The 24589-nt window shown below is 72.1% G+C and carries 16 protein-coding genes; 10 read left to right on the forward strand and 6 right to left on the reverse strand.

What is annotated here, in order from left to right; translation table 11 throughout:
* Positions 1-50 precede the first annotated feature (50 nt).
* Positions 51-1136 (reverse strand): 4-oxalomesaconate tautomerase, encoded by a 1086-nt coding sequence (locus NQO67_RS38025; RefSeq protein WP_255955057.1) that lies wholly within the window; start codon positions 1134-1136, stop codon positions 51-53.
* Between the two features lie 154 nt (positions 1137-1290).
* Positions 1291-1917, reverse strand: a complete 627-nt coding sequence (locus NQO67_RS38030) for a TetR/AcrR family transcriptional regulator (protein ID WP_255955058.1) — start codon at positions 1915-1917, stop codon at positions 1291-1293.
* A gap of 100 nt (positions 1918-2017) precedes the next feature.
* On the opposite strand from NQO67_RS38030, the gene NQO67_RS38035 reads away from it, so the two are divergent.
* Positions 2018-3400 (forward strand): cytochrome P450, encoded by a 1383-nt coding sequence (locus NQO67_RS38035; protein WP_255955059.1) that lies wholly within the window; start codon positions 2018-2020, stop codon positions 3398-3400.
* Complete coding sequence (locus tag NQO67_RS38040; RefSeq protein WP_255955060.1) at positions 3397-4947, forward strand: flavin-containing monooxygenase; 1551 nt, start codon at positions 3397-3399, stop codon at positions 4945-4947. The genes NQO67_RS38035 and NQO67_RS38040 overlap by 4 nt, the downstream gene beginning before the upstream one ends.
* A gap of 9 nt (positions 4948-4956) precedes the next feature.
* Here NQO67_RS38040 and NQO67_RS38045 read toward each other — a convergent pair whose 3' ends face one another.
* Entirely contained in the window at positions 4957-5910 is a 954-nt protein-coding gene (locus tag NQO67_RS38045; protein WP_308295736.1) for an IclR family transcriptional regulator, read from the reverse strand.
* Here NQO67_RS38045 and NQO67_RS38050 point away from each other — a divergent pair.
* The 5 genes from NQO67_RS38050 (at position 5860) to NQO67_RS38070 (ending at position 11902) form a co-directional block, all read left to right on the forward strand.
* On the forward strand, positions 5860-7275 hold the full coding sequence (locus NQO67_RS38050) for an MFS transporter (RefSeq protein WP_255955062.1): 1416 nt from the start codon (positions 5860-5862) through the stop codon (positions 7273-7275). The two genes, NQO67_RS38045 and NQO67_RS38050, sit on opposite strands and share 51 nt — an antisense overlap.
* Complete coding sequence (locus tag NQO67_RS38055; RefSeq protein WP_255955063.1) at positions 7272-8300, forward strand: L-idonate 5-dehydrogenase; 1029 nt, start codon at positions 7272-7274, stop codon at positions 8298-8300. The genes NQO67_RS38050 and NQO67_RS38055 overlap by 4 nt, the downstream gene beginning before the upstream one ends.
* A gap of 82 nt (positions 8301-8382) precedes the next feature.
* Positions 8383-9618: an alpha-hydroxy acid oxidase gene (locus NQO67_RS38060; protein WP_255955064.1), complete on the forward strand. Its 1236-nt coding sequence runs from the start codon at positions 8383-8385 to the stop codon at positions 9616-9618.
* Between the two features lie 254 nt (positions 9619-9872).
* The gene (locus tag NQO67_RS38065) at positions 9873-11156 is read left to right on the forward strand and encodes a glycoside hydrolase family 88/105 protein (protein ID WP_255955065.1); all 1284 of its coding nucleotides are present in this window, start codon (positions 9873-9875) and stop codon (positions 11154-11156) included.
* 35 nt (positions 11157-11191) lie between these two features.
* A complete protein-coding gene (locus tag NQO67_RS38070; RefSeq protein ID WP_255955066.1) occupies positions 11192-11902 on the forward strand; it encodes an MBL fold metallo-hydrolase in 711 nt (236 codons plus the stop codon).
* A gap of 61 nt (positions 11903-11963) precedes the next feature.
* On the opposite strand, the gene NQO67_RS38075 is transcribed toward NQO67_RS38070, so the two are convergent.
* Positions 11964-13001: a ketoacyl-ACP synthase III family protein gene (locus NQO67_RS38075; RefSeq protein WP_255955067.1), complete on the reverse strand. Its 1038-nt coding sequence runs from the start codon at positions 12999-13001 to the stop codon at positions 11964-11966.
* Between the two features lie 3 nt (positions 13002-13004).
* Positions 13005-14402: a DHA2 family efflux MFS transporter permease subunit gene (locus tag NQO67_RS38080; protein WP_255955068.1), complete on the reverse strand. Its 1398-nt coding sequence runs from the start codon at positions 14400-14402 to the stop codon at positions 13005-13007.
* Between the two features lie 451 nt (positions 14403-14853).
* Here NQO67_RS38080 and NQO67_RS38085 point away from each other — a divergent pair, with 451 nt between their 5' ends.
* The 3 genes from NQO67_RS38085 to NQO67_RS44445 all read left to right on the forward strand — a co-directional run bounded on the left by NQO67_RS38085 (position 14854) and on the right by NQO67_RS44445 (position 18875).
* Complete coding sequence (locus tag NQO67_RS38085) at positions 14854-15729, forward strand: helix-turn-helix transcriptional regulator (protein WP_255955069.1); 876 nt, start codon at positions 14854-14856, stop codon at positions 15727-15729.
* 336 nt (positions 15730-16065) lie between these two features.
* On the forward strand, positions 16066-17988 hold the full coding sequence (locus NQO67_RS38090; RefSeq protein WP_255955070.1) for a B12-binding domain-containing radical SAM protein: 1923 nt from the start codon (positions 16066-16068) through the stop codon (positions 17986-17988).
* Positions 17989-18056: 68 nt separating this feature from the next.
* Positions 18057-18875 carry a Rossmann-like domain-containing protein gene (locus tag NQO67_RS44445; RefSeq protein ID WP_255955071.1) on the forward strand — a complete coding sequence of 273 codons (819 nt, stop codon included), beginning with the start codon at positions 18057-18059 and terminating at the stop codon, positions 18873-18875.
* Between the two features lie 94 nt (positions 18876-18969).
* Here NQO67_RS44445 and NQO67_RS38100 read toward each other — a convergent pair.
* Positions 18970-24589: SDR family NAD(P)-dependent oxidoreductase (locus NQO67_RS38100; RefSeq protein WP_445195116.1), on the reverse strand; the 5620-nt coding region annotated here is incomplete at its 5' end.

The following is a 24589-nucleotide window of genomic DNA, read 5'->3' on the forward strand; positions in this document are numbered from 1 at the left end:
GATGGCGGGTGGGCGGCGGTGCGGTGGGCGGCTGAGCGGACCGGGCGGGGTCAGGTGGGCCGGGGGAAGACCGTGCCGTCGAAGATCTTCCGCGCCGTGCGCACCAGGGCCGTGTGGCGGGCCACGGGGACGCCGGAGGTGCCGAGTGCCACGGCGCTCTCGACGTCGAGGAAGCCGGTGGGGTGCTCGATGCGCAGCGGCTCCCCCTCCGCGGGCAGGTCCGCCACGCCCTCGCCGACGCTGCCGGGGATGCGCACCCCGGCGGCGACGCTGGCCGCACCGAGGACGCCGATGGCCGTGTGGCAGCGCACGGGGATGAAGGTGCGGGTCATGACGGTGCCGCCGTGCACGGGCGGCGCCAGCAGCGTCAGCTTGGGCACGGTCGTGTCGTGCACCTCGCCCAGGCCCATCAGCGGGCCGGCGGCCAGCCGTATCTCGTTCAGCCGGGCGGCGAGGTCCTTGTCGGCCTCCAGTTCCGCGGGTTCCTCGTAGCCGCTGACGTGGAGTGCGGACGCGGCGATGAGCACGGTCGGCATGCCGTTGTCCACGCAGGTGACGGGGGTGCCGGCGATCGTGTCACGGGCCCGGCCGGTGGGCAGCAGGGCCGCGGTGCCCTGTTCGAACCCGATCACGACCGCCGCCGCCGCGCCCGGTACGCCGGAGATCTCCGTGCTGCCGGTGTAGTCCACGCGCCCGTCCACGGTCGGGAAGGTGGCCGTGGCGAGGCCACCGGTGTTGAGCATGCGGATGCGCACCGAGGTCTGACCCGACCCGGCCGGGACGAGGCCGCGTTCGACGGCGAAGGCGCCGATGCCGGCGAGGAGGTTGCCGCAGTTCTGCCGGTCGGTGACGGTCGCCTCGGCCACGCCGAGTTGCAGGAACAGGTAGTCGACGTCGGCCCGTTCGTCGTCCGATGCGCTGACCACGGCGACCTTGCTGGTCAGCGGGTGGGCCCCGCCCAGGCCGTCGATCTGGCGCGGGTCGGGGCTGCCCATCACGCGCAGCAGCAGATCGTCCCGGGCGGCGGTGTCGGCCGGCAGATCGTCGGCCAGGAAGTAGGCCCCCTTGGAGGTGCCGCCGCGCATCAGCATGCAGCGCACCTCGGAGTAGGTGCCCGGACGCGCTTCGTTCGGCATCGTGCCCTCCCTGGGTGAGTGCCTGTCGACCGTAAGTCCCGCCCCGAAAAATTGTCAACAATTTTGTTGCTCATGTCGCCGACAGGGGTGGCGGACAATGCCGCTCCGCCCCTCCCCCGCCACGGGAGGACTCGGGCACGGGGCCGGGGAGGACTCAGATACGCGGCGCGAGCAGCGCGATCGACGCCTGGACCGCGTCCTCGGCGATGTCGCCGGCACGGCCGCCGTCCTCGACCGTGGTCGCGATCAACTCGCGCAGACCACCGAGCAGGACGACCGCACGCTGCCGGGGCAGCGGGCCGATGCCGGCGGCGCGCAGCTGCTCGGTGTCGCACAGCGTCTGCATCATGACGACGAGGGCTTCCATCATCTGGCGCTGCAACCCGCGCGCCCGGGCGCCGAGCGAGGGCAGATCGCGGATCCAGCTCAGCATGGTGGCGGGCCGGGACTCCGCGCAGGCGATCCACGCCTCGATGGCCTGCCGTACCTGCGTCTGCCAGGGTGCGGCCGGGTCCACCGCGTCGGAGATCTGTTGCACCATCGCCGCGTTCGCGTCGGTGTGCAGGGCGATCAGGCAGGCTTCCTTGTCGGCGAAGTGCTCGTAGAACGTGCGGCGCGAGGTGCGCGCGTGGCGGACGATGTCGGCCACGGTGGTGTTCCGGTAGCAGTCCTCGGCGATCGCTGCGGCGAGGCCGTCGAGCAGCCGCCCACGCGGTCCGACCGCGCCGCCGGACGCGGGCGCCGGCCGTGCCGCGGGGTGCCCGTCGCGCGCAGTCGTCACGGCGCCCACGCTACACGCTGCGGTCGGAAGCCTTGACGGACTGGTACGTCGGCGTACCGTACGAGTGGTACGTGAACGTACCACTGGAAGGTGCTCGCGGATGGCGACGACTGGGACACTCCCTCCGGGCTCCACCGCACCGCGCTGGGCACAGGGCGCGTATGCGCTCTCCATGCCCCAGCGCGGCATGCGGCGGTTGCGCGACCGTTACGGCGACACCTTCACCGTCGATGTGCCGATCTTCGGCCGCAGCGTGGTCATCAGCGAGCCCGCCGAGGTCAAGCAGCTGTTCCAGGCCGGTACCGACGACGTCGACAACCTCGAACGCAACCTCGGCAGGGTGCTCGGCCCCGGCTCGCTCTTCGCCCGGGAGGGCGAGGACCACCGCCGGCAGCGCAAGCTGCTCGTGCCGCCCTTCCACGGTCGCCGGCTGGCCGCCTACGAGAGGATCGTGGAAGAGGAGACGGTCCGCGAGATGGCCGGCTGGCCGCAGGGCCGGGCCTTCGCCACGCTGCCGTCGATGATGCGCATCACCCTCAACGTGATCCTGCGCGCGGTGTTCGGCGCCGAGGGCGCGGAGTTCGCCGAGCTGCGCGCCCTGCTCCCCCGCATGGTCACCCTCGGCTCCCGGCTGGCCGTGCTCCCCGTCCCGCCGCGTGGCCGCTTCAGCCCGTGGCGGCGTTTTCGGGCCATGCGCCGCGAGTACGACGCGATCGTCGGGCGGCTCATCAGCGCGGCGGAGCGCGACGGTGCCCTGGACGAGCGCGACGACATCCTCGCCATGCTGGTGCAGAGCCGCTACGACGACGGCTCGGCGATGGGGCGCGGCGAGCTGGCCGACCAGCTCATCACCCTGCTCACCGCCGGGCACGAGACCACGGCGACCACCCTGGCCTGGGCCGTGGAGCGGCTCCGCCGCCACCCCGCCGTGCTGCACGACCTGGTCGCCGAGGCAGACGCCGGCGGCAGCGCGCTGCGGGAGGCGGCGCTGCTGGAGGTGCAGCGCACCCGCCCGGTCATCGACATCGTGGGCCGCCAGGTGAAGGCCGACGGCGTCACACTCGGCCGCTGGACGCTGCCCAAGGGATACACGGTCCTGGTCAGCATCGTCCTGATGCACGACGACGACCGGAACTTCCCCGACGCCCGGGCCTTCGACCCGTCCCGTTTCCTCGGCAGCAAGCCGGACCTGTACCAGTGGGTCCCGTTCGGCGGCGGCAGCCGGCGCTGTCTCGGCGCGGCCTTCGCCACCATGGAGATGAACGTCGTCGTGCGCACCCTGCTGCGCGACTTCGTCCTGGCGCCGACCGACGAGCGGGACGAACGATGGCACTCCCGAGGGGTGGCCAGCGCCCCGGCCAAGGGCGGCCGCGCCGTGGTGCACCGCCGGGCCCACCGCGCTGCGCCGTCCACCGCAGCCCCGGCCGCCGCGCAGTCGCGCACCCCGGCCACCTCCCCCACCGATCCGACGGAGGCCGGATGACCGACACGACCACCGGGCAGGACGAACCCGCCGCGGACGCAGACGTCCGGGTGGACGTACTGATCATCGGAGCCGGGCTGTCCGGCGTCGGGGCCGCCCACCACATCCAGACGGCCTTCCCGCGACGCAGCTATCGCGTCCTGGAGGCACGCGACAGCATCGGCGGCACCTGGGACCTGTTCCGCTACCCCGGGGTGCGCTCCGACTCCGACATGCACACCCTGGGCTACCGGTTCCGGCCCTGGACGCAGGCGAAGGCCATCGCGGACGGGCCGTCGATCCTCGCGTACATCCGTGCCACCGCGACCGAGGCCGGCATCGACCGGCACATCCGCTTCGGGCACCGCGCCGTGCGTGCCGACTGGTCGAGCGACGACGCGCACTGGACCGTCGAGGCGCGGCACGACGGCCGCACGGTCCGGCTGACGGCGCGGTTCCTGTACGTCTGCACCGGCTACTACGACTACGACGCCGGCCATGAACCGCACTTCCCGGATGCCGAGCGGTTCACCGGGACGGTCGTCCACCCCCAGCGGTGGCCCGCCGACCTGGACCACAGCGGCAAGCGGGTCGTGGTCATCGGCAGCGGCGCGACGGCCGTCACGCTGGTCCCCGCGCTCGCCGAGCGGGCCGCCCACGTGACGATGGTGCAGCGCTCGCCCACCTACGTCCTCGCCGCCCCGGCCCGGGACCCGCTGGCGCACCGGCTGCGCCGGCTGCTGGGCGCGCGCCGCGCCTACACCGTCACCCGGTGGAAGAACATCGCCGTGGGCACGGTGATCTACCGGCTCAGCCGGCGCCGCCCGACCATGGTCACCTCGTGGATCCGCAAGGCAGCGATCCGGCAGCTGCCGCCCGGCTACGACGTCGACACCCATTTCAAACCGCGCTACCGGCCGTGGGACCAGCGGCTGTGCCTCGCTCCCGACGGCGACCTGTTCACCTCGATCCGGCACGGCCGGGCCTCCGTGGTCACCGACCAGGTCAGCGCCTTCACCCGCACCGGGCTGCGGCTGTCCTCCGGAGCGGAGCTCGACGCGGACATCGTCGTCACCGCGACCGGGCTGCGGCTGCTGGCGTTCGGCGGGCTGCGGCTGTGCGTCGACGGTGCCGACGTCGAACTGCCGCGCACCATGGCCTACAAGGGCCTGATGCTCAGCGGGGTGCCCAACTTCGCGTTCACCATCGGATACACCAACGCCTCCTGGACCCTCAAGGCCGATCTGGTCGGCGAGTTCGTGGTGCGGCTGCTGCGCCGTCTCGACGCGCACGGCTACGACCAGTGCGTGCCCGTGGCCGACGATCCCACCGTCACCGAGCGGCCCCTGCTCGACTTCGACGCCGGCTACGTGCTGCGCTCCGTCGACGCCTTCCCGCGCGCCGGATCACGGGCACCCTGGCGGCTCGGCATGAACTACGCCCACGATCTGCTGACGCTGCGGCACGGCCGCGTCGACGACGGCGTCCTGCGCTTCAGCCGGCGCCCCGCGGCACCGGGCGCCGCAGGGACCAGCGACCACCCCACGGAGCGCACCGCCACACCGTGACGCCCGCCGTCACCCCATGAACAGCGACTCCAGCCGCTTGGCCGCCGCCGCCAGCGGCGGGTGCAGGGCCAGCACCTCCTCGCGTGCCACCACGAACGTCACCGTGGAGATGCTGACCGCGCCCATGACCCGGCCGTCGGCGCCGTGGATCGGGGCGGCGATGCAGCGGACGTTGGGCTCGTTCTCCTGGTCGTCGAGGGCGAAGCCGGCGCAGCGGACGTGGTCCAACTCCTCGGTGAGGGCGGGCAGCGTCGTGCGGGTGTGGGGCGTGCGGCGTTCGAGGCCGGTGCGGGCGACGAACTCGGCCAGTGCCGCCACGTCCAGGTCGGCCAGGATGCACTTGCCGATGGCGGTGGTGTGCAGCGCCTGCTGCATGCCGACCCGGGAGGCGATGGCGAAAGGCTGGTCGCCCTCGACCTTGTGCGTGTAGACGACCCGGTCGCCGCTGCGCATCCCGACGTGCACCGTCTGTCTGACCTGGTGCTGGAGATCGACGATCACCCGCTCCACGCTGTCCTGCCGGCCCGTGCTGGTCAGCGCCGCGCCCATGCCGCGCAGGGCGGGCCCGATGCCGTAACGGCCGCCGTGGTGAGCGATGGCCCAGCCCTCGGCGGTGAGCACACCGAGCAGGCGGTGGGCCGTCGGCTTCGACAGGGCCGCCGCGGCGGCGAGGTCGGCCAGGCGCATGGGTTCGCCCGCGTAGCAGAGCACGTCGATCAGCCGGAGGAGCCGCCGGGGGCCGGCTCCGTCGCTTGCGGAGGCGGACGACGGTGCAGCTGAAGCGGAAGACGACTTACCAGAAGGCATTGACACCACCACGGGCTCTGAATAGCTTCGGCCGCATTCTACTTCTCGGAACTCCATTCCGGGAGGCGAAACGTACGACGTGTAGGACCAGTCCCAGGAGTCCTCTTGACCACTCAGGCAGAGCTGCGACACCTCTCCGATGCCGCGGCACGACATGTCCTCAGCGAGCACGGCACGAACACCGGCCGCCGTACCGGATGGCTGATGATCTCCACGATCCTCATCGAGGCCTGGGATCTGTACGCCATCTCCTTCCTGCTGCTGTTCGTGCAGGACGATCTGCACCCCAGCTCCAGCATGCTGGGCCTGGCCTCCGGAGCGGTGCAGGCGGGAGCGCTGATCGGTGCCGTCTGCGGAGGCTGGTTCGCCGACCGGTTCGGCCGGCGCAAGGTCTTCATCACGACCATGAGCCTGTTCGTCGTCCTCGCACTGGCCCAGGCCTTCGTCTCCAACATGTGGGAACTGGTCCTGGTGCGGTTCCTGCTGGGCCTGCCGCTCGGCAGCGACATCTCCACCGGGTACACGTACATCATGGAGACCATGCCCAAGGGCAAGCGGGAGGTGATGGGCAACCGCTGGCAGGGCATGTTCGGCCTGGGTGAGATCGCCGCCATCGCCGTCATCACCACGATGTACCTCAGCGGCATGGACCACAGCCTGCTCTGGCGCGTCGGGCTCGGCATCGGCGCCCTGCCCGCCCTGATCCTGCTGATCGGCCGTCTCGACGTGCCCGACACCGCCCTGTGGCTCATCCAGCGCGGCAAGTTCAAGCAGGCCAAGGCCGTGGCCACGAAGATGTTCGCGGACAACCTGGAGATGCTGCCCGACGAGGACTTCGTCATGGAGCGGCCGCGCACCAGGGACTTCCTCGCCGGCATCTGGAAGGACCGGACCCGCCGCCGGGCCAGCATCTTCGCCTGGATATCCAACGCGATGCAGGGCGCCGAGTTCGCCGCCTTCGGCTTCTACCTGCCGTTCATCCTGGTGCTCACCGGTGTCTCCGGGATCGGCGCCACCAACTTCATCACCGGCGCCATCTACATCCTCGCCACCATCAGTGGCTTCGTCGGCCCGGCCATCACGCCCAAGCTGGGGCACCGCGGCATCGCACGCTGGGGCTACGGCACCGCGTTCGTCTCCCTGCTGCTGGCCGCGGCCTTCCTCCAGGTGCACTGGACCGCGCTGGTGCCGTTCGCGGCGGCCGGCCTGATGTGGGGTCACTACTGGGCGGCGTCCAACGGCATGACGATCGCCTCCATGGTCGCCCCGAGCCGCTACAAGGCGACCGCGTCGGGCTTCGGCTACGTCTTCGTCAAGCTGGCCTCCTTCGTGTCGATCTTCTTCTTCCCGATCCTCTTCGACCACCTGGGCGTGCCGCTGGCCACCGTCATCGTCTCCCTGCTGTCCCTCACCGGGTACCTCGCGGCCACGTACATCCTTCCCGAGGTGTACGGCTACGTGGAGCAGGAGGACAAGGAGGGCGAGGGGGCGTCCACGCCGCTCGCCGGGGAGGCGCATTGAGCAGCTCCGTGCAGGCCGTCGTCGTGCACGCCGCCGGAGACGTGCGCATCGAGGAGCGTCCGAGGCCCGTCCCCGGACCGTCGGAGGTGCTGCTGGCCATGAGCCATGGCGGCATCTGCGGATCCGACCTGCACTACTACCGGCACGGCGCGGTCGGCGCCTTCACGCTGGCCGAGCCGCTCACGCTCGGCCACGAGGTGGTCGGCACGGTGGCCGAGGACCCCTCGGGGCGGCTCGCCCCGGGGACGGCGGTCGCCGTGCATCCCGGCACGTCGTGCGGCGACTGCCCCGAGTGCGGTCGCGGGCTGCCGCAGGTGTGCCGGGACTCCCGCTATCTGGGGTCCGCGGCGCACCGGCCGCACACCCAGGGCGGCTTCACCGGGCAACTCGCCGTGCCGGGCGACCGGCTGCGGGTGCTCCCGCCGGAGCTGCCGCTGTCCCGGGCGGTCCTGGTGGAACCGCTGGCCGTCGGCATCCACGCCGTCGGGCGCGCCGGCGACGTCACCGGGGCGCGGGTCCTGGTCAACGGCGCAGGGCCGATCGGGATCCTGGCCGGGGTGGCCGCGCGGGCGGCCGGCGCCGGCGAGGTGTGGGCGGCCGATCTGCTGGACCACCCGCTCCGGTTGGCGGAGCGGACCGGCGCCGACCGGACGGTCCGCATCGGCGCCGGCACCCTGCCGGAGGACTTCTTCGACGTCGTCGTCGAAGCCTCCGGTGCGCCCGCCGGACTGGCGTCCGCGCTGGCCGCGGTGCGCCGTCGCGGGGTGATCGTCCAGCTGGGCTCGCTGCCCGGCGGCCCGGTCAACGCGCCCCTCGCCTCGCTCGTCGCCAAGGAGGTCGACCTGCGCGGCACCTTCCGCTTCGACACGGAGATCGACGACGCCATCGCGCTGCTCGCCACGACCGACGGTCCCGAAGCGGTGATCACCCACACCTTCCCGATGCGGGACGCCGCCGAGGCGCTCGCCGTGGCCGGCGATCCGGCGGCGTCCGGCAAGGTCGTCCTGCGGCTCGACGGATCCTGAGCCCGGCCGGCCCGTCGCCGCACCCCGTCCGCACCCGGCCCAGCCCGCACCACCCCCCGCTCGCACACGGAAAGCCCCACCCATGACGAAGCTCCAACGCCAACTGCCGCGCCGCAAGGACCTCGCCCCGCTGCTGAAGTTCAAGCGCCGGGTCGGCGACGCGAACCAGCGGCGGCTGGCGACGGCACACACCATCTGGGACCTGCGCCGGCTGGCCAGGCGACGCACTCCGGCCGGCCCGTTCGACTACGTGGACGGTGCGGCGGACGGCGAGGTGGGGCTGCACCGTGCCCGTGAGGCGTTCGAGGACCTGGAGTTCCGGCCCGGCATCCTGCGGGACGTCTCCCGCACGGATTTGTCCACGACCGTGCTCGGCGCCCGGTCCGCGCTCCCGTTCGGCATGGCGCCCACCGGCTACACGCGGATGATGCACGCGGCCGGCGAGCCTGCCGTGGTGGCGGCGGCCGAACGCGCCGGGATCCCGTACGCGCTGTCCACCATGGGCAGCACCTCGATCGAGCAGGTGGCCGAGACGGCGCCGAGCGCGCGGAAGTGGTTCCAGCTCTACCTCTGGAAGGACCGCGAGCTCTCCCTCGAACTGGTCGCGAACGCCAGGGACGCGGGGTACGAGGCCCTCATCGTCACCGTGGACGTGCCCGCCATCGGCAACCGGCTGCGGGACCTGCGGCACGGCATGACGATCCCGCCCCAGCTGACGCTGCGCACCTTCGTCGACGCGTCGTACCGGTGGGAGTGGTGGTTCAACTTCCTGACCACCGAACCGCTCAGGTTCGCCTTCGACAGGAAGGGCGAGGGGGCGCTCACCGACATCGTGGCCAAGCTCTACGACCCGACGGTCACCTTCGACGACCTGGCGTGGATCCGCGAGGCCTGGGACGGGCCCCTCGTCATCAAGGGGATCCAGACGGTGCGGGACGCCGAACAGGCCATGGACCACGGCGCGGACGGCATCGTCGTGTCCAACCACGGCGGGCGGCAGCTGGACCGCGCCCCGGTGCCGCTGCACCTGCTTCCGGAGATCGTCGACGCGGTCGGCTCGCGCGGCGCCGTCATGCTCGACACCGGCATCATGAACGGGGGTGACATCGTCGCGGCCCTCGCCCTGGGCGCCGACCTCGCCCTCGTCGGCCGTGCCTACCTCTACGGGCTGATGGCCGGTGGCGAGGCGGGGGTGACCCGCTGCATCGAGATCCTCGCCGCGGAGGTCGAGCGCACCATGAAGCTCCTCGGCGTCAGCTCCGTCGACGAACTCGGCCCGGACCACGTACGGCTGATGACCCGGCGGATGCCGGTCTGACCCGACCCCGCCACACCGCCCACCGCCCACCGCCCACCGCCCATTGACAGGCGCCGGGCCCCTGTTACATTCCCGATGGATAGATCCGACCTTTCAACCCGTCGCTCCCGCAGATGGGCCACCCCACAAGGAGGATCATGAAGAGGCAAGCTGCCACACGCCGCTTAACTCGCTTTGACCTGCGCACACTTCGGTCCGCTCGGAGCGCCCTGGGAGACCCCGGCAGGTTCCGGCCAGATGACACCTCGGAGCTTATGGGACGAGGCGCGCCTACCGTAGGCGTCCACGGCACCACCCGTAGGCACCCCGCGCTGCTGCTGCTCGCGGCGGTGCTCTGCCTCGCCGCACTGCTCACCACGCCCGCCGCACGCGCCGCCGCCCCGCCGGCCGCTCCGGCTCCCGGCACCTCGGCCGCCGCGACCGACTGGTCGGTGGCCATGGTCGAGTCGACGATGGCCCGCTACACCGCCGAGTCGATCGGCGGCTGGTCGTACCCGACGGGGCTCTATCTCTACGGCCAGTACCTGGTGTACGAGCGCACCCACGACCCACGCTACCTGGCCTACCTCAAGCGCTACGTGGACCGGTTCGTCGACGCGGACGGGAACATCGACCAGAACTTCGACAGCCTGGACAGCATGCAGAACGGTCGACTGCTGGTCATCCTGCACCACGAGACCGGCGAGCAGCGGTACCAGACCGCGGCCGACACGATCCGCAAGCGGCTGGACAGCTATCCGCGCACCTCCGACGGCGGCTTCTGGCACGCCACGTCGGCATCGCGTGCGCACCAGCTGTGGTCCGACGGGGTGTACATGGTCAACCCGTTCCTCGTCGAGTACGGCGCCGAGTTCGGCGACACCGCATACACCTCCGACGAGGCCACCCGGCAGCTCGCCGTCTACGGCAGCCACCTCCAGGTGGACAACGGGCTCCTCAGGCACGCCTACGACGAGTCGAAGGCGGCGAGCTGGGCCGACCCGAGCACCGGCCTGGCGCCGGAGCACTGGTGCCGCGCCATCGGCTGGTACGCGATGGCGGTCGTGAACGTCCTGGACGCCGTGCCGGCCGACCAGCCGCGCCGGCCGCAGTTGCTGTCGATCCTGGGCAGGCTGGCCGCCGGCATCGAGCACTACCAGGACCCGGCCACCGGCCGCTGGTTCCAGGTCGTCGACAAGGGCTCGCGCACGGACGACTGGACCGAGACGTCCTGCTCCAGCATGTTCACGTTCGCGCTGTCACGCGCCGCCGAGCAGGGCTACGTCGACGCGCACTACGCGGACGTGGCCGAACGCGGCTACCAGGGCGTACTGGCGAGGATCTCGCTGGGAGACGACGGCCGCACCAACCTCACCGACATCTCCGTCGGCACCAACGTCGGTGACTACGCCTTCTACGTGGCGCGTACCAGGGCGACCAACGACTTCCACGGCCTCGGCGCCTTCCTGATCATGAACGAGCAGATGATCCGGCAGGGCACGCAGGAGCGAACAGGGCGGCACATCACTCCGCTCTGCGCGAACGGTCACCCCATGTGAGGGGTGACAGCGGTACGTGCCGCTATACCTCCCCCATGCGCACCATCGAACTGTCGCCTCGGCTCCACCTCATCGGCTTCGACTTCGGGCAGGCCTACCTGTGGCGGGACGCCGACTCGCTCACCCTGATCGACACCGGGACGGTCGGCTCGGGTGAGGTGATCGCCGAGGCGATCAGGGGGCTGGGGCTGGTTCCGGGAGACCTTGACCGTGTGGTGCTCACGCACGCGCACGAGGATCACGCGGGCGCGGCGGCCGAGGTCGAGGCCTGGCCGGGGGTGACGGTGATAGCGCACCGGCTCGACGTCCCCGTGGTCCGCGGCGAGAGCACCGCCGCGGCGCCGGTGTTCGACGGGGCACCCGAGTGGGAGCGGGAGCTGTACGCGAACAAGCCCGCGCTGCCGCCCGCCCCGCCGGCCCGGGTGGCGAGGGAGCTCGAGGACGACGAGGTGCTGGACTTCGGCGGTGGCGCCCGGGTGATCGGGGTGCCCGGGCACACCGCCGGCAGCATCGCGCTCCATCTGCCGGAGAGCGGGGTGCTGTTCACCGGGGACGCGGTGGCGAACGTGGGCGGGCGCACCACCCTGGGCGTCTTCAACACGGAGCGCGCCCGGGCGGTCGCGTCCCTGCGCAGGCTGGCCGAACTCGACGTGGAGACGGCCTGCTTCGGCCATGGCGAGCCCATCACGCGGGGCGCGTCCGTGGCTCTGCGGGACGCGGCGGCCGCACACGTCGCCGGCGGCTGAGGGACGCGCCCGGTCCCGGACCGCCCCGGCGGGCGGGCTCAGGCCCGATCCGGTCGACGGGTCAGGACCAGTCCGGCTGCGCGACGCTCTCCAGGATGGCGCACCCGAAGGAGAAGCCGGTACCGACGCCGGAGAGCAGGACCTTGTCGCCCGGGCCGACGGCCTTCGTCTCCAGCAGATGGCTGAGCCCGGCGATCTGGTCGCCCGCTCCGAGGTGACCGAGTTCGCGCCCGAAGTCCCAGGTGGTCTGGGTGATGCTGATGCCGGAGGTGCGTTCGACCATGTCCCAGTCGACCACCGACCGGCCGGCGTGGGCGTACACGAACCGCGCGATGTCCTTGACGTCGACGCCGGCGTCCGCCATGGCCCGGTCCATGGCCGTCTGCTGTCCCACGCCCAGGGAGCGGGCCAGGTCCGTCACGTCCACGCCGGTGCTCAGGTACTGCTTGAGCCGCTGGCGCATGTCGACGGGCCAGCCGTGCCCGCCCGCCTCGGCGGTCCACGACCGGGTGCCCCGGTAGGCGCCCTCGTGCGTGGAGTCGGAGACGACGGAGGTGGCCAGCAGCCGGGCCACCCCGGAGCCGCGGGTGAGCACCAGGGCCGTGGCGCCGTCACCACGCGGCAGGCCCTTGTCCGACCGGTAGCGGTCGAACATGGGCGGCTGGTACTTGTCACTGGTGGTGATCAGCGCGGCGCAGGGCGCCTGGCGGACCGTCAGGTGTGCCGCGGCGAGGTCGAGCGCCGCGATGGCGCCGTTGGACGCCTGCTGGATCTGGATCGCCGAGCCCTGGCCACCGACGGTGCGGGCCTGGATGTAGGAGGCCGGGATCCAGTGGTCGAGGCCCTGGTGACCGGCGCTGGTGACATGGGCGACGAGGTCGAAGTGCTCGTGCGGCGTACGGGTGCGGCCCAGCGCGCGCTGGGCCGCGGCCACGGCCATGTCCGGTTGACTCATGTCGTCGACGACGCTGACGCTCGCGAAGTCGTCGGCCCGGCACTCCTCGGCGGAGTACCGACCCTCCGCCACGGCGTCCCGTACGTCCTCCCGGCGGCCGGTGAAGACCGCTGCGGCGTCCACGTAGACATCGTTCCAGCGCATCGGTCAGGCCTCCTGGTCGGCTGGGGCGGTGGGGGCGGGTGCCTCGGCCGGAGCCGGCTCGGGGGAGGCCATGCCGAGCGCGGTGGCGGCGCTCACGCACATGCACACCACGATCGCGTACCAGACCCGCATGAAGACGGTGTGCGTGGCGTGGTAGGTGAGGGGTGCGCCGATGAGGGCGACGAAGAGGCTGACGCCCAGCACCGAGCCGACCTGCCGGCTCATGTTGACGATGGCGCTGCCGGTGGCCAGCCGTGGCCGGGGCAGGTTGGCGGTGGCCAGGCCGAGCATGTAGGGCAGCGAGAGGCCCACGCCGATGCCGCCGACGAACCAGCCGGGCAGCAGCTCCGTCGCGTAGTGGGGCGTCCGGCCCAGCAGGAGTCCCTGGCTGAGCACGCTCGCCGCGATGACGACGCATCCGAGCGCCGCCAGCCGGGCCGGTGGCACCCGCTTGGCGAAGCGTCCGGCGAGCTCGGTCACCAGCGGGACCACCACGGGTCCGGGTGCGATCGCCAGCCCGGTGCGCAACGCGGAGTAGTGCCAGACCTGTTGCATCCACAGGATGGCCGCGAGGAGGTTGGCGGCGAAGCCGATGCTGAACACCAGGGCGGTCGCGTTGGCCCAGGCGAAGCTGCGCACGCGCAGCAAGGCCGGCTCCACCAGCGGGTTCTGATGGCGCAGCGAACGCAGCCAGAACGCGCCGCAGGCCAGTACCCCGGCGCCCAGCGTCAGGACGGTGTCCAGCGCTGACCAGGTGCCGATCTGCACCATGCCCAACGACACCAGGCCGATGCCGGCGGTGAGCAGGACGGTGCCGAGGGCGTCGGGCACCCGCTCGCCGCGCTCGTCCCGTGAGCCCGGCAGGATCTTCGCGGCCACGGCGATCACGACCGCCCCGATCGGGAGGTTCACCAGGAACACCCAGCGCCAGGAGACGCTGGTCAGCAGCCCGCCGATGACCGGGCCCACGGCGGCGGCCAGGGCGCCGGTGGCGGCCCAGGTGCGGACCGCGCCCGCGCGTTTCTCGGGTGGCAGCACCGACAGCAGCAGGCCGAGGCTCGCGGGGGTGAGCATCGCCGCGCCGGCCGCCTGGACGAGCCGGAAGACGATCAGCAGCCAGAGCGAGGGTGCCGCGGCGCAGCCGAGCGAGGCGACGGTGAAGACGGCGACGCCGAGCAGGAATCCGCGCTTGCGGTCGTACCGGTCGGCGAACCGGCCGAGCGGCACGAGCAGTGCGGCGAAGATGATCGCGTACCCGTTGAGCACCCAGGAGACCCGGGACAGCGGCGCATCGCCGAAGGCGGCACTGATCCTGGTGAAGGCCACGTTGACGATGAAGAGATCGAGACTGCCCATGAAGGCGGCCAACGACAGGACGGCGAGAGCCGTACCCGGGTGCACCCTCCTCGGCTTGGCTGCCGAGGAGGACGATGAAGACGATGAAGACGATGAAGACAAGGAATCCTCTGTCCGTCGGTCCGTTCTTCTCTTCGTGGGAACGCGCGGCAGGCGCAAAGGGGAGTCTAGGTCGCCGCACAGCCGGTCATCCAGGCAGTCAGAAGCCTGGTATTCCTACTGCCAGGATGACATCGGAATCTCCGAACAAATACGGACGGGCGCCCACGAACAAGGCGGATGACGGCTCGGAACATTGAGGCTTTTCCCCGGGGACGCACCAAAAAAGATTGCGGAATCAACAATTCTATTCCACGCCATGGGGCCCGGTATAGCATCGATAACGGCAAGCTGGTTATCGGCCATCCACGCCATGGCTAAAACCAAACCCCCTTGTCTGCCGCACATCAACCGAGTACTTTTTAGGTCACTTTTGATCATTACGGGGGAGGGCATTGTGTCCGAATCTGACTTCCATCGACGGGAGCGCGCACACTTCCTGCGCACTCGCCGGGAGTCGGTGACGCCCGAGGCCGTCGGTCTGCCGAAGGGCGCACGAAGACGCACACCGGGGTTGCGCCGCGAGGAGGTGGCAGTGCTCGCCGGGGTGAGCCCCACCTGGTACACGTACCTCGAGCAGGCAAGGGATGTCTCCCCCTCGCAGGAGGTGCTGGACAACCTCGCACAGATCCTCGGCCTGTCGGACTTCGAGCGGTTATACCTGCACAACCTGTCCCGTGCGGCGCCCCCGCTGACCGCCGGAGCCACCCACCGCTCGGTGGTGGTGGAGAACCTGACCCGGGTCGTGGAGTCGCTCTCCCCGCTCCCCGCCTATCTCTGCTCCCAGCTCGGTGACCTGATGGCGTGGAACGACGAGGCCAGGGACTGGTTCGGCGACTTCACCTCGCCCCACCAGGCGCTTTCCCAACCGAACCTGCTGGTGTGGATGTTCACCTCGGCATCCGCGCGCGAACGCTTCGCCGACTGGCAAGATCAGGCCAGGAACATGGTGGCCTGTTTGCGGGCCGACACCCTGGACTGTCGTGACGCCGGACGTGTCACCTCTCTGGTGCACCGGCTCACCGAACTCAGCCCGCACTTCCGCCGCTGGTGGGACGAGCACGCGGTGGACGGGCAGGGGCTGTGGCAGTGCACCATCCGGCATCCGCGCGAGGGCACCGTCACCCTGCGCCGGACCGACCTGCGCCACCCTGCGGTGCCCGAGCCGCTGAAGCTGGTCATTCATATGCCGGTACCGGTCGGCGTCCCCTGCGAGGTGCCCTTCGGCCCGGCACCGGTGGGCTCCGAACTACGCGGTGCCGGCGCCCACTGAGCCGTCGGGCACAGCGGATTCATCGCCTGGGGGCGGTTACGAACATGGGGGTGCCTCCCACGCCCTTCAGGCAGTGGGGGAGCTCAACATGGCGTGGAAAGTACCAGGATATTCACTTTCTGGATAGCCGCCCCCGGGCTGCGGAAGTCTGTGCAGCGGCCGCGTCCGGGCTTCCGGCCGCTGACCGGTGTGAGGGCTGGCGAGCGCACTTCCTCCCAGCCAACGCTTTCCCGCGTAATGCGGCTGCTCTTTCGGTGGCACAGGCACGGGATGCCGAAGGCTGTTCTGGGAGGAATTCCTTTGTTGACACGCCGTACTGAGATCCATTCCTGTCTGATGTCGGGAACCGACGTGTCACCCGGGCAACGCTCCCGCCTGGACCGGCTCAGGCGGTCACGGCTGGAGGCGCTGGCGGAAAGCACCGGATGCGATCTGCCGCCGTGGGACGCCCGGCGTTACCCCGTACTCGCCGTGCTCGCCCCGGTCATGACATCGACGGAAGGCGAGATCACCTACCCCGGCGACCCGATGTGCCTGTACGCCGCCCTCTCGGTCGCGGTCGACCACGCACTGCTGTCAGCCCGCCAGGGCGCCGGCCCGCACGTGCCGTTCAGCGATCTCTGCCCCGACTGGGGGGAGGTGCCGAGCAGGCCCGAGCGGCTCGCCGCCGAGCATGTGTTACGCGCGTGGAACGAGCGGGAGAGCGTCGTCGACCGCACCGTGTTCGACCCCCGCGTCTGGGATGACGCGGCGCAGCACGCGTACCGCCGGGAACTGCGCAGCCGCAGCCCGCGGGTCCTGCTCATCAGCACGGTCTCGCCGGGGCACCGCTACGCGCTGGAGATGGCCCGGATCGCCAAGGAGGAGGTACCGCACTGCCTGGTGGTCCTGGGCGGCCGGCACATCGACGAGACGATGCGCTACCTGCCGGCGGCGAAGAACCGCGCCGGGGACCCGGCCGCGGACGCACCGGATCCCCTGGGCACCCTGGACGTGCAGTACAGCAGTCCGCTGCGGGCCATGACCGACGGGCGGATCGGCCCCGTCGTCGACTTCCTCGTCGCCGGGGAGGGCCACCTGGCCCTGGACCTGCTGCTGCGGGCGGTGTCCCTCACGATGGACCTGGACCGCCGGCGGGCCGATCCCACCGATGTCGTCGGCGTCCTGGACCTGCTCGGCGAGGCCGGCGAGCGCATCCCCGGCTCCTCCCTGATCTGCGCGGTCACCGACGACGCCGTGCACGCCTTCCCGGTCCGCGGACCGGCCCACGACCTCGCCGACCTGCCCTCCCCCTACCAGGGCTTCGCGATCCGCTCGCGCTTCCCGGTCTTCCCGCTCGCGGACGGCTCCCCCGCCCGCACCGCCCATCTGACGGTGTCCAACGCGTGCCCGTACCACTGCGACTTCTGCTCCGAGGCGGCCACGGTGGTCGGCGGGCTCAAGCGGTTCGGGCGGGATCCGGCGGCCGTCGCCGTCGAGCGGGTCTGCGAGTACGTCAGTTACGGTGCGCAGGCCGTCTTCTTCGACGACTCCATCTTCTGGTCCGGCACCTTTCCCCTCATCCGGGCCTTCTGCGCCGAGCTGACCGCGGTACGGCAGGCCACCCAGCCCGACGACCTGCCGCCCGCCTGCCTCAAGTGGATCACCGAGGACGACGACTGGCGTCGCCTGCGCGGCCTTCAGTTCGGTGCCCAGGTCACCGTCGATCTGATGACGGTGCTGCACAAGGAGGACGAGGTACGGCAGGTGCTGGCCGCGATGCGCGAGGCCGGCTGCACCTACATCTACATGGGCATCGAGAGCATGGCCTCCGATGTCATGCAGCATGTGCACAAGAACGTCCGCCGGGTGGCGGGCCGGCCGTGGAAGGCGAAGGTGCGCCGGGCCCTGGAGCTGATCAAGGAGGCCGGCATTCCGGTGGGCAGCTCCGTGCTGTTCGGCCTGGAGGGCGAGACCAGGGAGACCATCCAGGAGACCGTCCACGAGGTCGGTCTCCTCATCGACGACGGCCTGATAGGCCTGGCCAGCCCGAACATCCTGACGTACCACCCGGGGACCGCCATCACCCGCGCGCACGGCATGGCCGACCGGCTCGACTACCACTCCCCGCAGGTGGAGAACCGGCCCCCCTACATCTACTTCGAGGAGGCCTTCCCCGAGGTGGTCTCGCGGCGGCTGACCGAGGACGACATCTGGTTCATCCACGAGGCCACGGCGAAGCGCTGGGGCATCGTCCGCAACTCGGCCGCCCCGGACTGACCCACCGCCGGCTCCCCGCGCACCATCCCTCCCTCACCGTCCCTCCCTCACCGTGCTGGAGCGCATCCGTGCCAACCATCGTGGACACCTTGCGGACGATCGTGGCCGAACGCAGCCACGACCTGCCGGACGACGACTTCCGCCTGCGCGCGCTGTGGGGGGTGGACTACCGCGCCCAGCCCACCCCGTACGAACGGTTCATGGTCTACAGCTTCGTCATGGCGCAGACCCTCCGGCAGGGCTGCTGCTACGCCGACTTCGGGACGGTCTCCATCGACGCCGGCAGTGACGCGTTGATCGGCGGCGATGCCCGGGAGACCACCGGCCGCACGCACGAGGAGAGCATGGCCATCCTGGACGCGGCCTTCGCCGTGCTCCCGCACGATCCGCAGCGGCGCCTGGTCATCGAGGGGCTCCCGTCCGGCAAGGCCCTCGCACGCGCCGAGGTCATCGTCGAGGAGACCATGCGGCAGTTGCGGCGCACCGGCGGCGGCAAGCGCGTCGCGCAGATCGGGGTGCTGGGCAACCTGCTCCACCTGCTCCAGCAGGAGGACGTCACGCTGGCCGCGAGCGACTTCGACCCGGAGCTGATCGAGCACGGCATGCTGGGCGTGCCCGTGCAGCACGGCGACCGCAGCGCGGAGCTGGTGGCCGACGCGGACGTGGCCCTCGTGTGCGGCGAGACGCTGGCCAGCGACACCCTGGACGAACTCGTGGCCGCGGCCCGGGAGCACGGCACGCGGATGGTGGTCTTCGCGGTCTCGGGCTGCCATTTCGCCGAGGAGTACGTCCGTACCTTCGGCATCGACGCGGTGGTCTCCGAGCCGCAGCCGCAGTACCTGTTCCAAGGGTCCTCGGTCCTGGAGGTCTTCCGACGCGAACCGTGAGCTCCGGCACGCCGCGCCCGGGTGTCTCACGACGACACGGCCGTACCGCCCTCCTGAGGAGAGCGGTACGGCCGTCGGCATGTCGTGGCGTGCGCTACCCGTCGAGCTCCCCGTGCAGGTACTCGGCCAGCTCGGCCGTGGTGGGGTAGTCGAAGACGAGGGTGCTGCTCAGCCGTAGTCCGGTGAGCCCGTGCAGGCGGTTGCGGAGTTCGACGGCGGTCAGGGAGTCGAAGCCGAGGTCCATGAGCTCCTCTTCGACGTCGACCTCGGCCACGGAGTCGTGGCCGAGCACGGCGGCCACCTCACCGCGCACCGTGTCCAGGACGAGGCGGGCGCCGTCGGGACCGTCCAGTGCGGCCAGTTGCTCCCGCAGCCCCAGGGGCGCCGCCGGCTCCGGCTGCGCCGGCACGTCGGTGTCCGGGACCAGTCGGGTGAGGAGGGGCGGCAGGTGCCCGCCGGCGGCGGAGGCGGCCAGCGCGGTGGGGTCGAAGTGGGCGGTGACCGGCGCCGGGTCCTGCGCCGCCAGCGCCATGTCGAACAGGGCGAGGGCGTCACGGGTCGACAACGGCGCGACGCCGGCGCGGGCCAGCCGGGTGCGGTCGGCCGTGTCGAGGTGCCCGGTCATGGTGCTCGTCTCGGCCCACAGCCCCCAGGCGAGCGAGTGGGCGGGCAGGCCCTGGGCGCGGCGGTGCCGGGCCAGCTGGTCGAGGAAGGCGTTGCCGGCGGCGTAGTTGGCCTGTCCGGGGGTGCCGATGACACCGGCGGCGGACGAGAACAGCACGAACGCCGACAGCGGCAGTTCCCGGGTCAGCTCGTGCAGGTGCCAGGCGGCGTCCGCCTTCGGCCGGAGCACTCCCGCCAGGCGTTCCGGCGTCAGGTTCGCCACGGTGGCGTCGTCCAGCACACCGGCGGTGTGCACCACCCCGCGCAGGCTCGGCGCGAGCGACGCGACCACCTCGGCCAGGGCGGCCCGGTCGGCCACGTCACAGGCGACGGCACGCAGCCGCACGCTCCCGCCGCTGCGTTCCGTCAGGTCGGTGAGGTCCTCGGGGAGCCGGCCGGTGCGGCTGAGCAGCACGAGGTCACGGACGCCGTGGCGGTCGGCCAGGTGGCGGGTGACCAGCCGGCCGAGGGTTCCGGTACCGCCGGTGACCAGGACCGTGCCCTCCGGCGGGAAGACGGGGCCGGCGGCCCGGCCGGCGCTCGGGCCGGCGGCCGTGCCGGCGGCCGGACGGTCCGCAGGGCCCGGCTCGGAGGCGAAGGCGGACGCGGACGCGAATGTGGCTGCGGCGTGGCGCGCCAGGCGGGGCACGAACAGCGTGTCCTCGCGCAGCCGTACGTGCGGCTCCCCGCCGCGCAGCGCGGCCGCCAGCAGCGGATCGGGGATCTTCTCGGCGGGCATGTCGGTCTCGACCAGCACGAACCGGCCCGGGTGCTCGGCCTGCACCGACCGCACAAGGCCGCCGACCGCCGCCCCCGCCAGGTCGTCCGGCGGTACGACGACGACCAGGACACGGTCGCCGGTGAGCTGTTCCCGCACCCGTTCCAGCACGGTGGTCACGGCCTGGTGCACCGCGGTGAGCGGAGCGTCGAGGTCGGCGGAGGTGAGGGGCGGTACGCCCACCACGACGGTGTCCGGCGGCTTCGGGGCGCCCGGGACGACGGCGCCCGGTACCGGCTCCCACCCCACCCGGTGCAGCAGGGCGGCGGGCGTGAGGTCGGCCAACGGCACGGGGGCGACGACCATCTCGTCGACCGTGGCCACCAGGGCGTCTGCCGCGTCCGTGACCTTCAGACGGTGGCTGCCGGGGCCCGCGCCGGTCGGCGTGAGGCGTAGGCGCAGGTCACCGGCGGTCCGGTGGGCGGGGGCGTGCAGCCGCGCGCCGTGCCACGACGTCGGCAGGCAGACCGTTCCCACGGGCGTGTCCGCGGGCAGCAGCGGACGCAACGCGGCCTCCAGCAGGGCCGGGTGGAAGGCGAAGCCGGCGCTGTCGGCCACCGTCACCTCGACGGTGGCGTCATCGGTGCCGGCCGGGGACGCGGCGGCGCCGGCTCGGCCGGCCTGGGGGCTCAGCAGCCCACTGGCGTGCCGGGTCCAGGGTTCGTCGGCGCGCCGCGCATGGAGGGTGAGCGCGCGCCGCCCGGAGGGGTCGGGAGCGGCCACGGTCACCTGGATGTCGACCGTGCCCTGCGCGGGCAGGGCCAGCGGCCGCTCCACCGTGAGGCTGTCGAGGTGCGGCGTGCCCTCGCGCTCCGCCACGCGCAACGCGAGTTCGAGGACGGCGGTACCGGGGAGGTGCGCGGTGCCGGCGCGCTGGTCGACGCACCAGGGGTGGGTGTGCGGCGCCAGCCGACCCGAGTAGACCGTGCCGAGACCGCCGGCGAGTTCCAGGACCGCACCGAGCAACGGGTGCGGTGCGCCCGCGGCACCGGTCCCGGACGCCTCCGGGGAGCGGTCGCCGGCCAGCCAGTAGACGTGGTGGTCGAAGGCGTAGGTGGGCAGGGTGACGGGCGCGTGCGGGGGTCGGGTGAACCATGCGCGCCAGTCGACGCGCACGCCGGCGACATGGGCTCGGGCGAGGGCGTCGAGCAGCCGCGCCGGGTCGGGGGTCACGGCGGCCACCAGGGGCGTGGCGGTGGTCGCCGGTGTCGCGTCGGTCGCCTCGTGCGGTGCGTCGAGGATGCCCTCGATCTGCTGGGTCACGGTCGGGTGCCCGGCGATCTCCAGGAAACCGGTCGTGCCCGCCTGACGCAGGTGGCGGATGGTGTCGGCGAACCGGACGGTGCGGCGGATGTGGGCGCTCCAGTAGCCCGGGTCGGCGAGTTCGTCGTCGGTGGCGGTACGGCCGTCGACAAGGGACACCAGCGGGATGTGGGGTCGCCGGCTCGGCACGGCGGCCGCGACGCGGCGGAACTCCTCGACGGCGCCGTCCATGTGCGCGGAGTGGAAGGCGTGGCTGACGCGCAGCCGCGTGGCGCGCCGGCCCTGCGCCCGCCAGTGTGCGGCCACCCGTTCGACCTGGTCGGCGTCGCCGGAGACCACCGTCTGCCGGGGCCCGTTGACGGCGGCGACGGCGACCGTGTCCTGGCCGGTCGAAGCGGTGAGGGCGGCGCGTACCTCGGCCTCGGTCGCGTCGAGGGAGACCATGGCACCGCCGGCCGGTGCGGCCTGCATCAGCCGTCCGCGTGCGGCCACCAGCCGGGCGGCGTCCGGCAGCGTCCACAGGCCGGCCACATGGGCGGCCACCAGTTCTCCCACGGAGTGTCCCGCGACGCACGCGGGCCGGATGCCGAGGGATTCCAGCAGCCGGTACAGGGCGACGCCCACGGCGAAGATCGCGGGTTGCGCGTAACGGGTCTGGGCCAGCGTCTCGTCGTCGGCGTCCGCGGCAAGGACCAGGTCCCGTAGCGGCCGGTCCAGCAGCTCGTCGAACGCGCCACACACCTCGTCGAACGCCGCCGCGAACACCGGGCTCAGCGCATACAACTCCCGCCCCGCCCCGGCCCGCTGGCTGCCCTGCCCGGCGAACACGATCGCCGCCTTCCCGGCACGCGCGTGCCCGACCAGCAGGCCCTGTCCCGGCTGCCCCGCCGCGAGGGCTTCCAGCGCTCCCGGAAGGTCCCCGGGGCCCTGCCCGACGAGCGCCGCACGGTGCTCGAACGTGGCACGGGTGGTGGCCAGTGCGTGGGCCACGGAGTACGGGTCCACGTCCCCGCCCGCGGCCAGGACATCGGCGAGCCTGCGCGCCTGGTTGCGGAGCGCCGGTGCGGAGGGCGCCGACAGGTTCCACACGACGGGGGTCGTGTCGGTGCCGGGCTCACCTGGCGGAACGGGGTGACCGGCGGGGGCCTGTTCGATGATCACGTGGGCGTTGGTGCCGCTGATCCCGAACGAGGAGACCGCGGCGCGCCGGGGCCGGTCGCCGTGGTCGGGCCAGGGCCGGTCCTCGGTGAGCAGCCGTACCGCTCCGGTGCTCCAGTCGACGTGCGGGGTCGGCTCGTCGACGTGCAGCGTCCTGGGCAGTACCCCGTGCTGGAGCGCCATGACCATCTTGATGACCCCGCCGACACCGGCGGCGGCCTGGGCGTGCCCGATGTTCGACTTCAACGAGCCCAGCCACACCGGCCGATCCTCCGGATGCTCGCTGCCGTAGGTGGCCAGGAGCGCCTGCGCCTCGATCGGGTCACCGAGCCGCGTACCGGTGCCATGCGCTTCGACGGCATCGACGTCGGCACCGGTCAGACCGGCGCTGGCCCAGGCCTGCCGGATCACCCGCTGCTGCGACGGACCGTTCGGCGCCGTCAGACCATTGGACGCACCGTCCTGGTTCACCGCGCTCCCGCGGATCACGGCCCACACCCGGTGCCCGTGTCGCACCGCGTCGGAGAGCCGCTCGACGGCCAGGAGGCCGACGCCTTCGGACAGCGCGGTGCCGTCGGCTGCGGCGGCGAAGGCCCGGCAGCGGCCCTCGGGAGACAGCCCGCGTTGCCGGCTGAACTCGACCAAGGTCGACGGCGTCGACATCACCGTCACGCCACCCGCGAGCGCCAGATCGCACTCCCCCAGCCGCAGCGCCTGACCGGCAAGGTGCAACGCCACCAACGACGACGAACACGCCGTGTCCACGCTCACGGCCGAGCCCTCGAACCCGAAGGCGTACGCCAACCGGCCGGCGGCGACGCTGCCGGAACTGCCGTTGACCAGGTAGCCCTCGAGGTCGGCCGGAGGCCGGGAGACACGGGTCGCGTAGTCGTTGTACATGACGCCGGTGAAGACTCCGGTACGGCTGCCGCGGAGCGCGTGCGGGTCGATGCCGCCGTGTTCCAGGGCCTCCCAGGCGGTCTCCAACAGCATGCGCTGCTGCGGATCCATCGCCAGCGCCTCGCGCGGGGAGATCCCGAAGAACTCGGCGTCGAAGCCGGCGGCCTCGTGCAGGAACCCGCCCTCGCGGGCGTAGAAGGTCCCGGCGTGATCGGGGTCCGGGTGGAACAGCGCCTCCAGGTCCCAGCCACGGTCGGTCGGGAAGCCGGTGATCGCGTCCCGGCCGTCCGCGACCAACCGCCACAGGTCGTCCGGGCTCTCGACCCCGCCCGGGAAACGGCACGCCATCCCCACGATCGCCAACGGCTCGTCCACGGCCGATGGGCTGACCTCTGCGGTGGCGGTTGCCCGGGTGCCGCGGGCCGGGTCGGTGAGGTCGGCGGATGCGACGAGTTCGGTGCGGAGGTGGTCGGCGAGGTCGTGGATGGTGGGCTGGTCGAAGACGAGCGACGCGGGCAGGGCGAGGCCCACGGCCGTGCTCAGCCGGTTGCGGAGGTCGACGCTCATCAGCGAGTCGAAGCCGAGTTCCGAGAAGGCCCGGTCGACCGGCACCGACTCCGCGTCGGCACGGCCCAGCACCGCCGCGACATGCCCGCGCACCAGGTCCGCCACCCTCTGCCGCTGCTCCTCGGCAGCCAGGCCACGCAGCCGTTCGGCGAACCCGGCACCGGCCCCCGCACGGGCCCGCCGGATGGCCCGGCCCGGACTCTTGACGAGACCGGCGAGGAGGGACGGAAGGTGTCCTTCGGTGGCGGCGGTGCGCAGGGCCGCAGGGTCCAGACGAGCGGCGACCACGGCAGGCACCTCGGACACCACAGCCGCGTCGAACAAGGCCAGCGCGTCCGGCGTCGACATCGGCCCGATACCCGCACGCGCCAAACGCGCCCGATCC

This window comes from Streptomyces odontomachi, assembly GCF_024435355.1.
GTDB classification, from domain to species: Bacteria; Actinomycetota; Actinomycetes; order Streptomycetales; family Streptomycetaceae; genus Streptomyces; species Streptomyces odontomachi.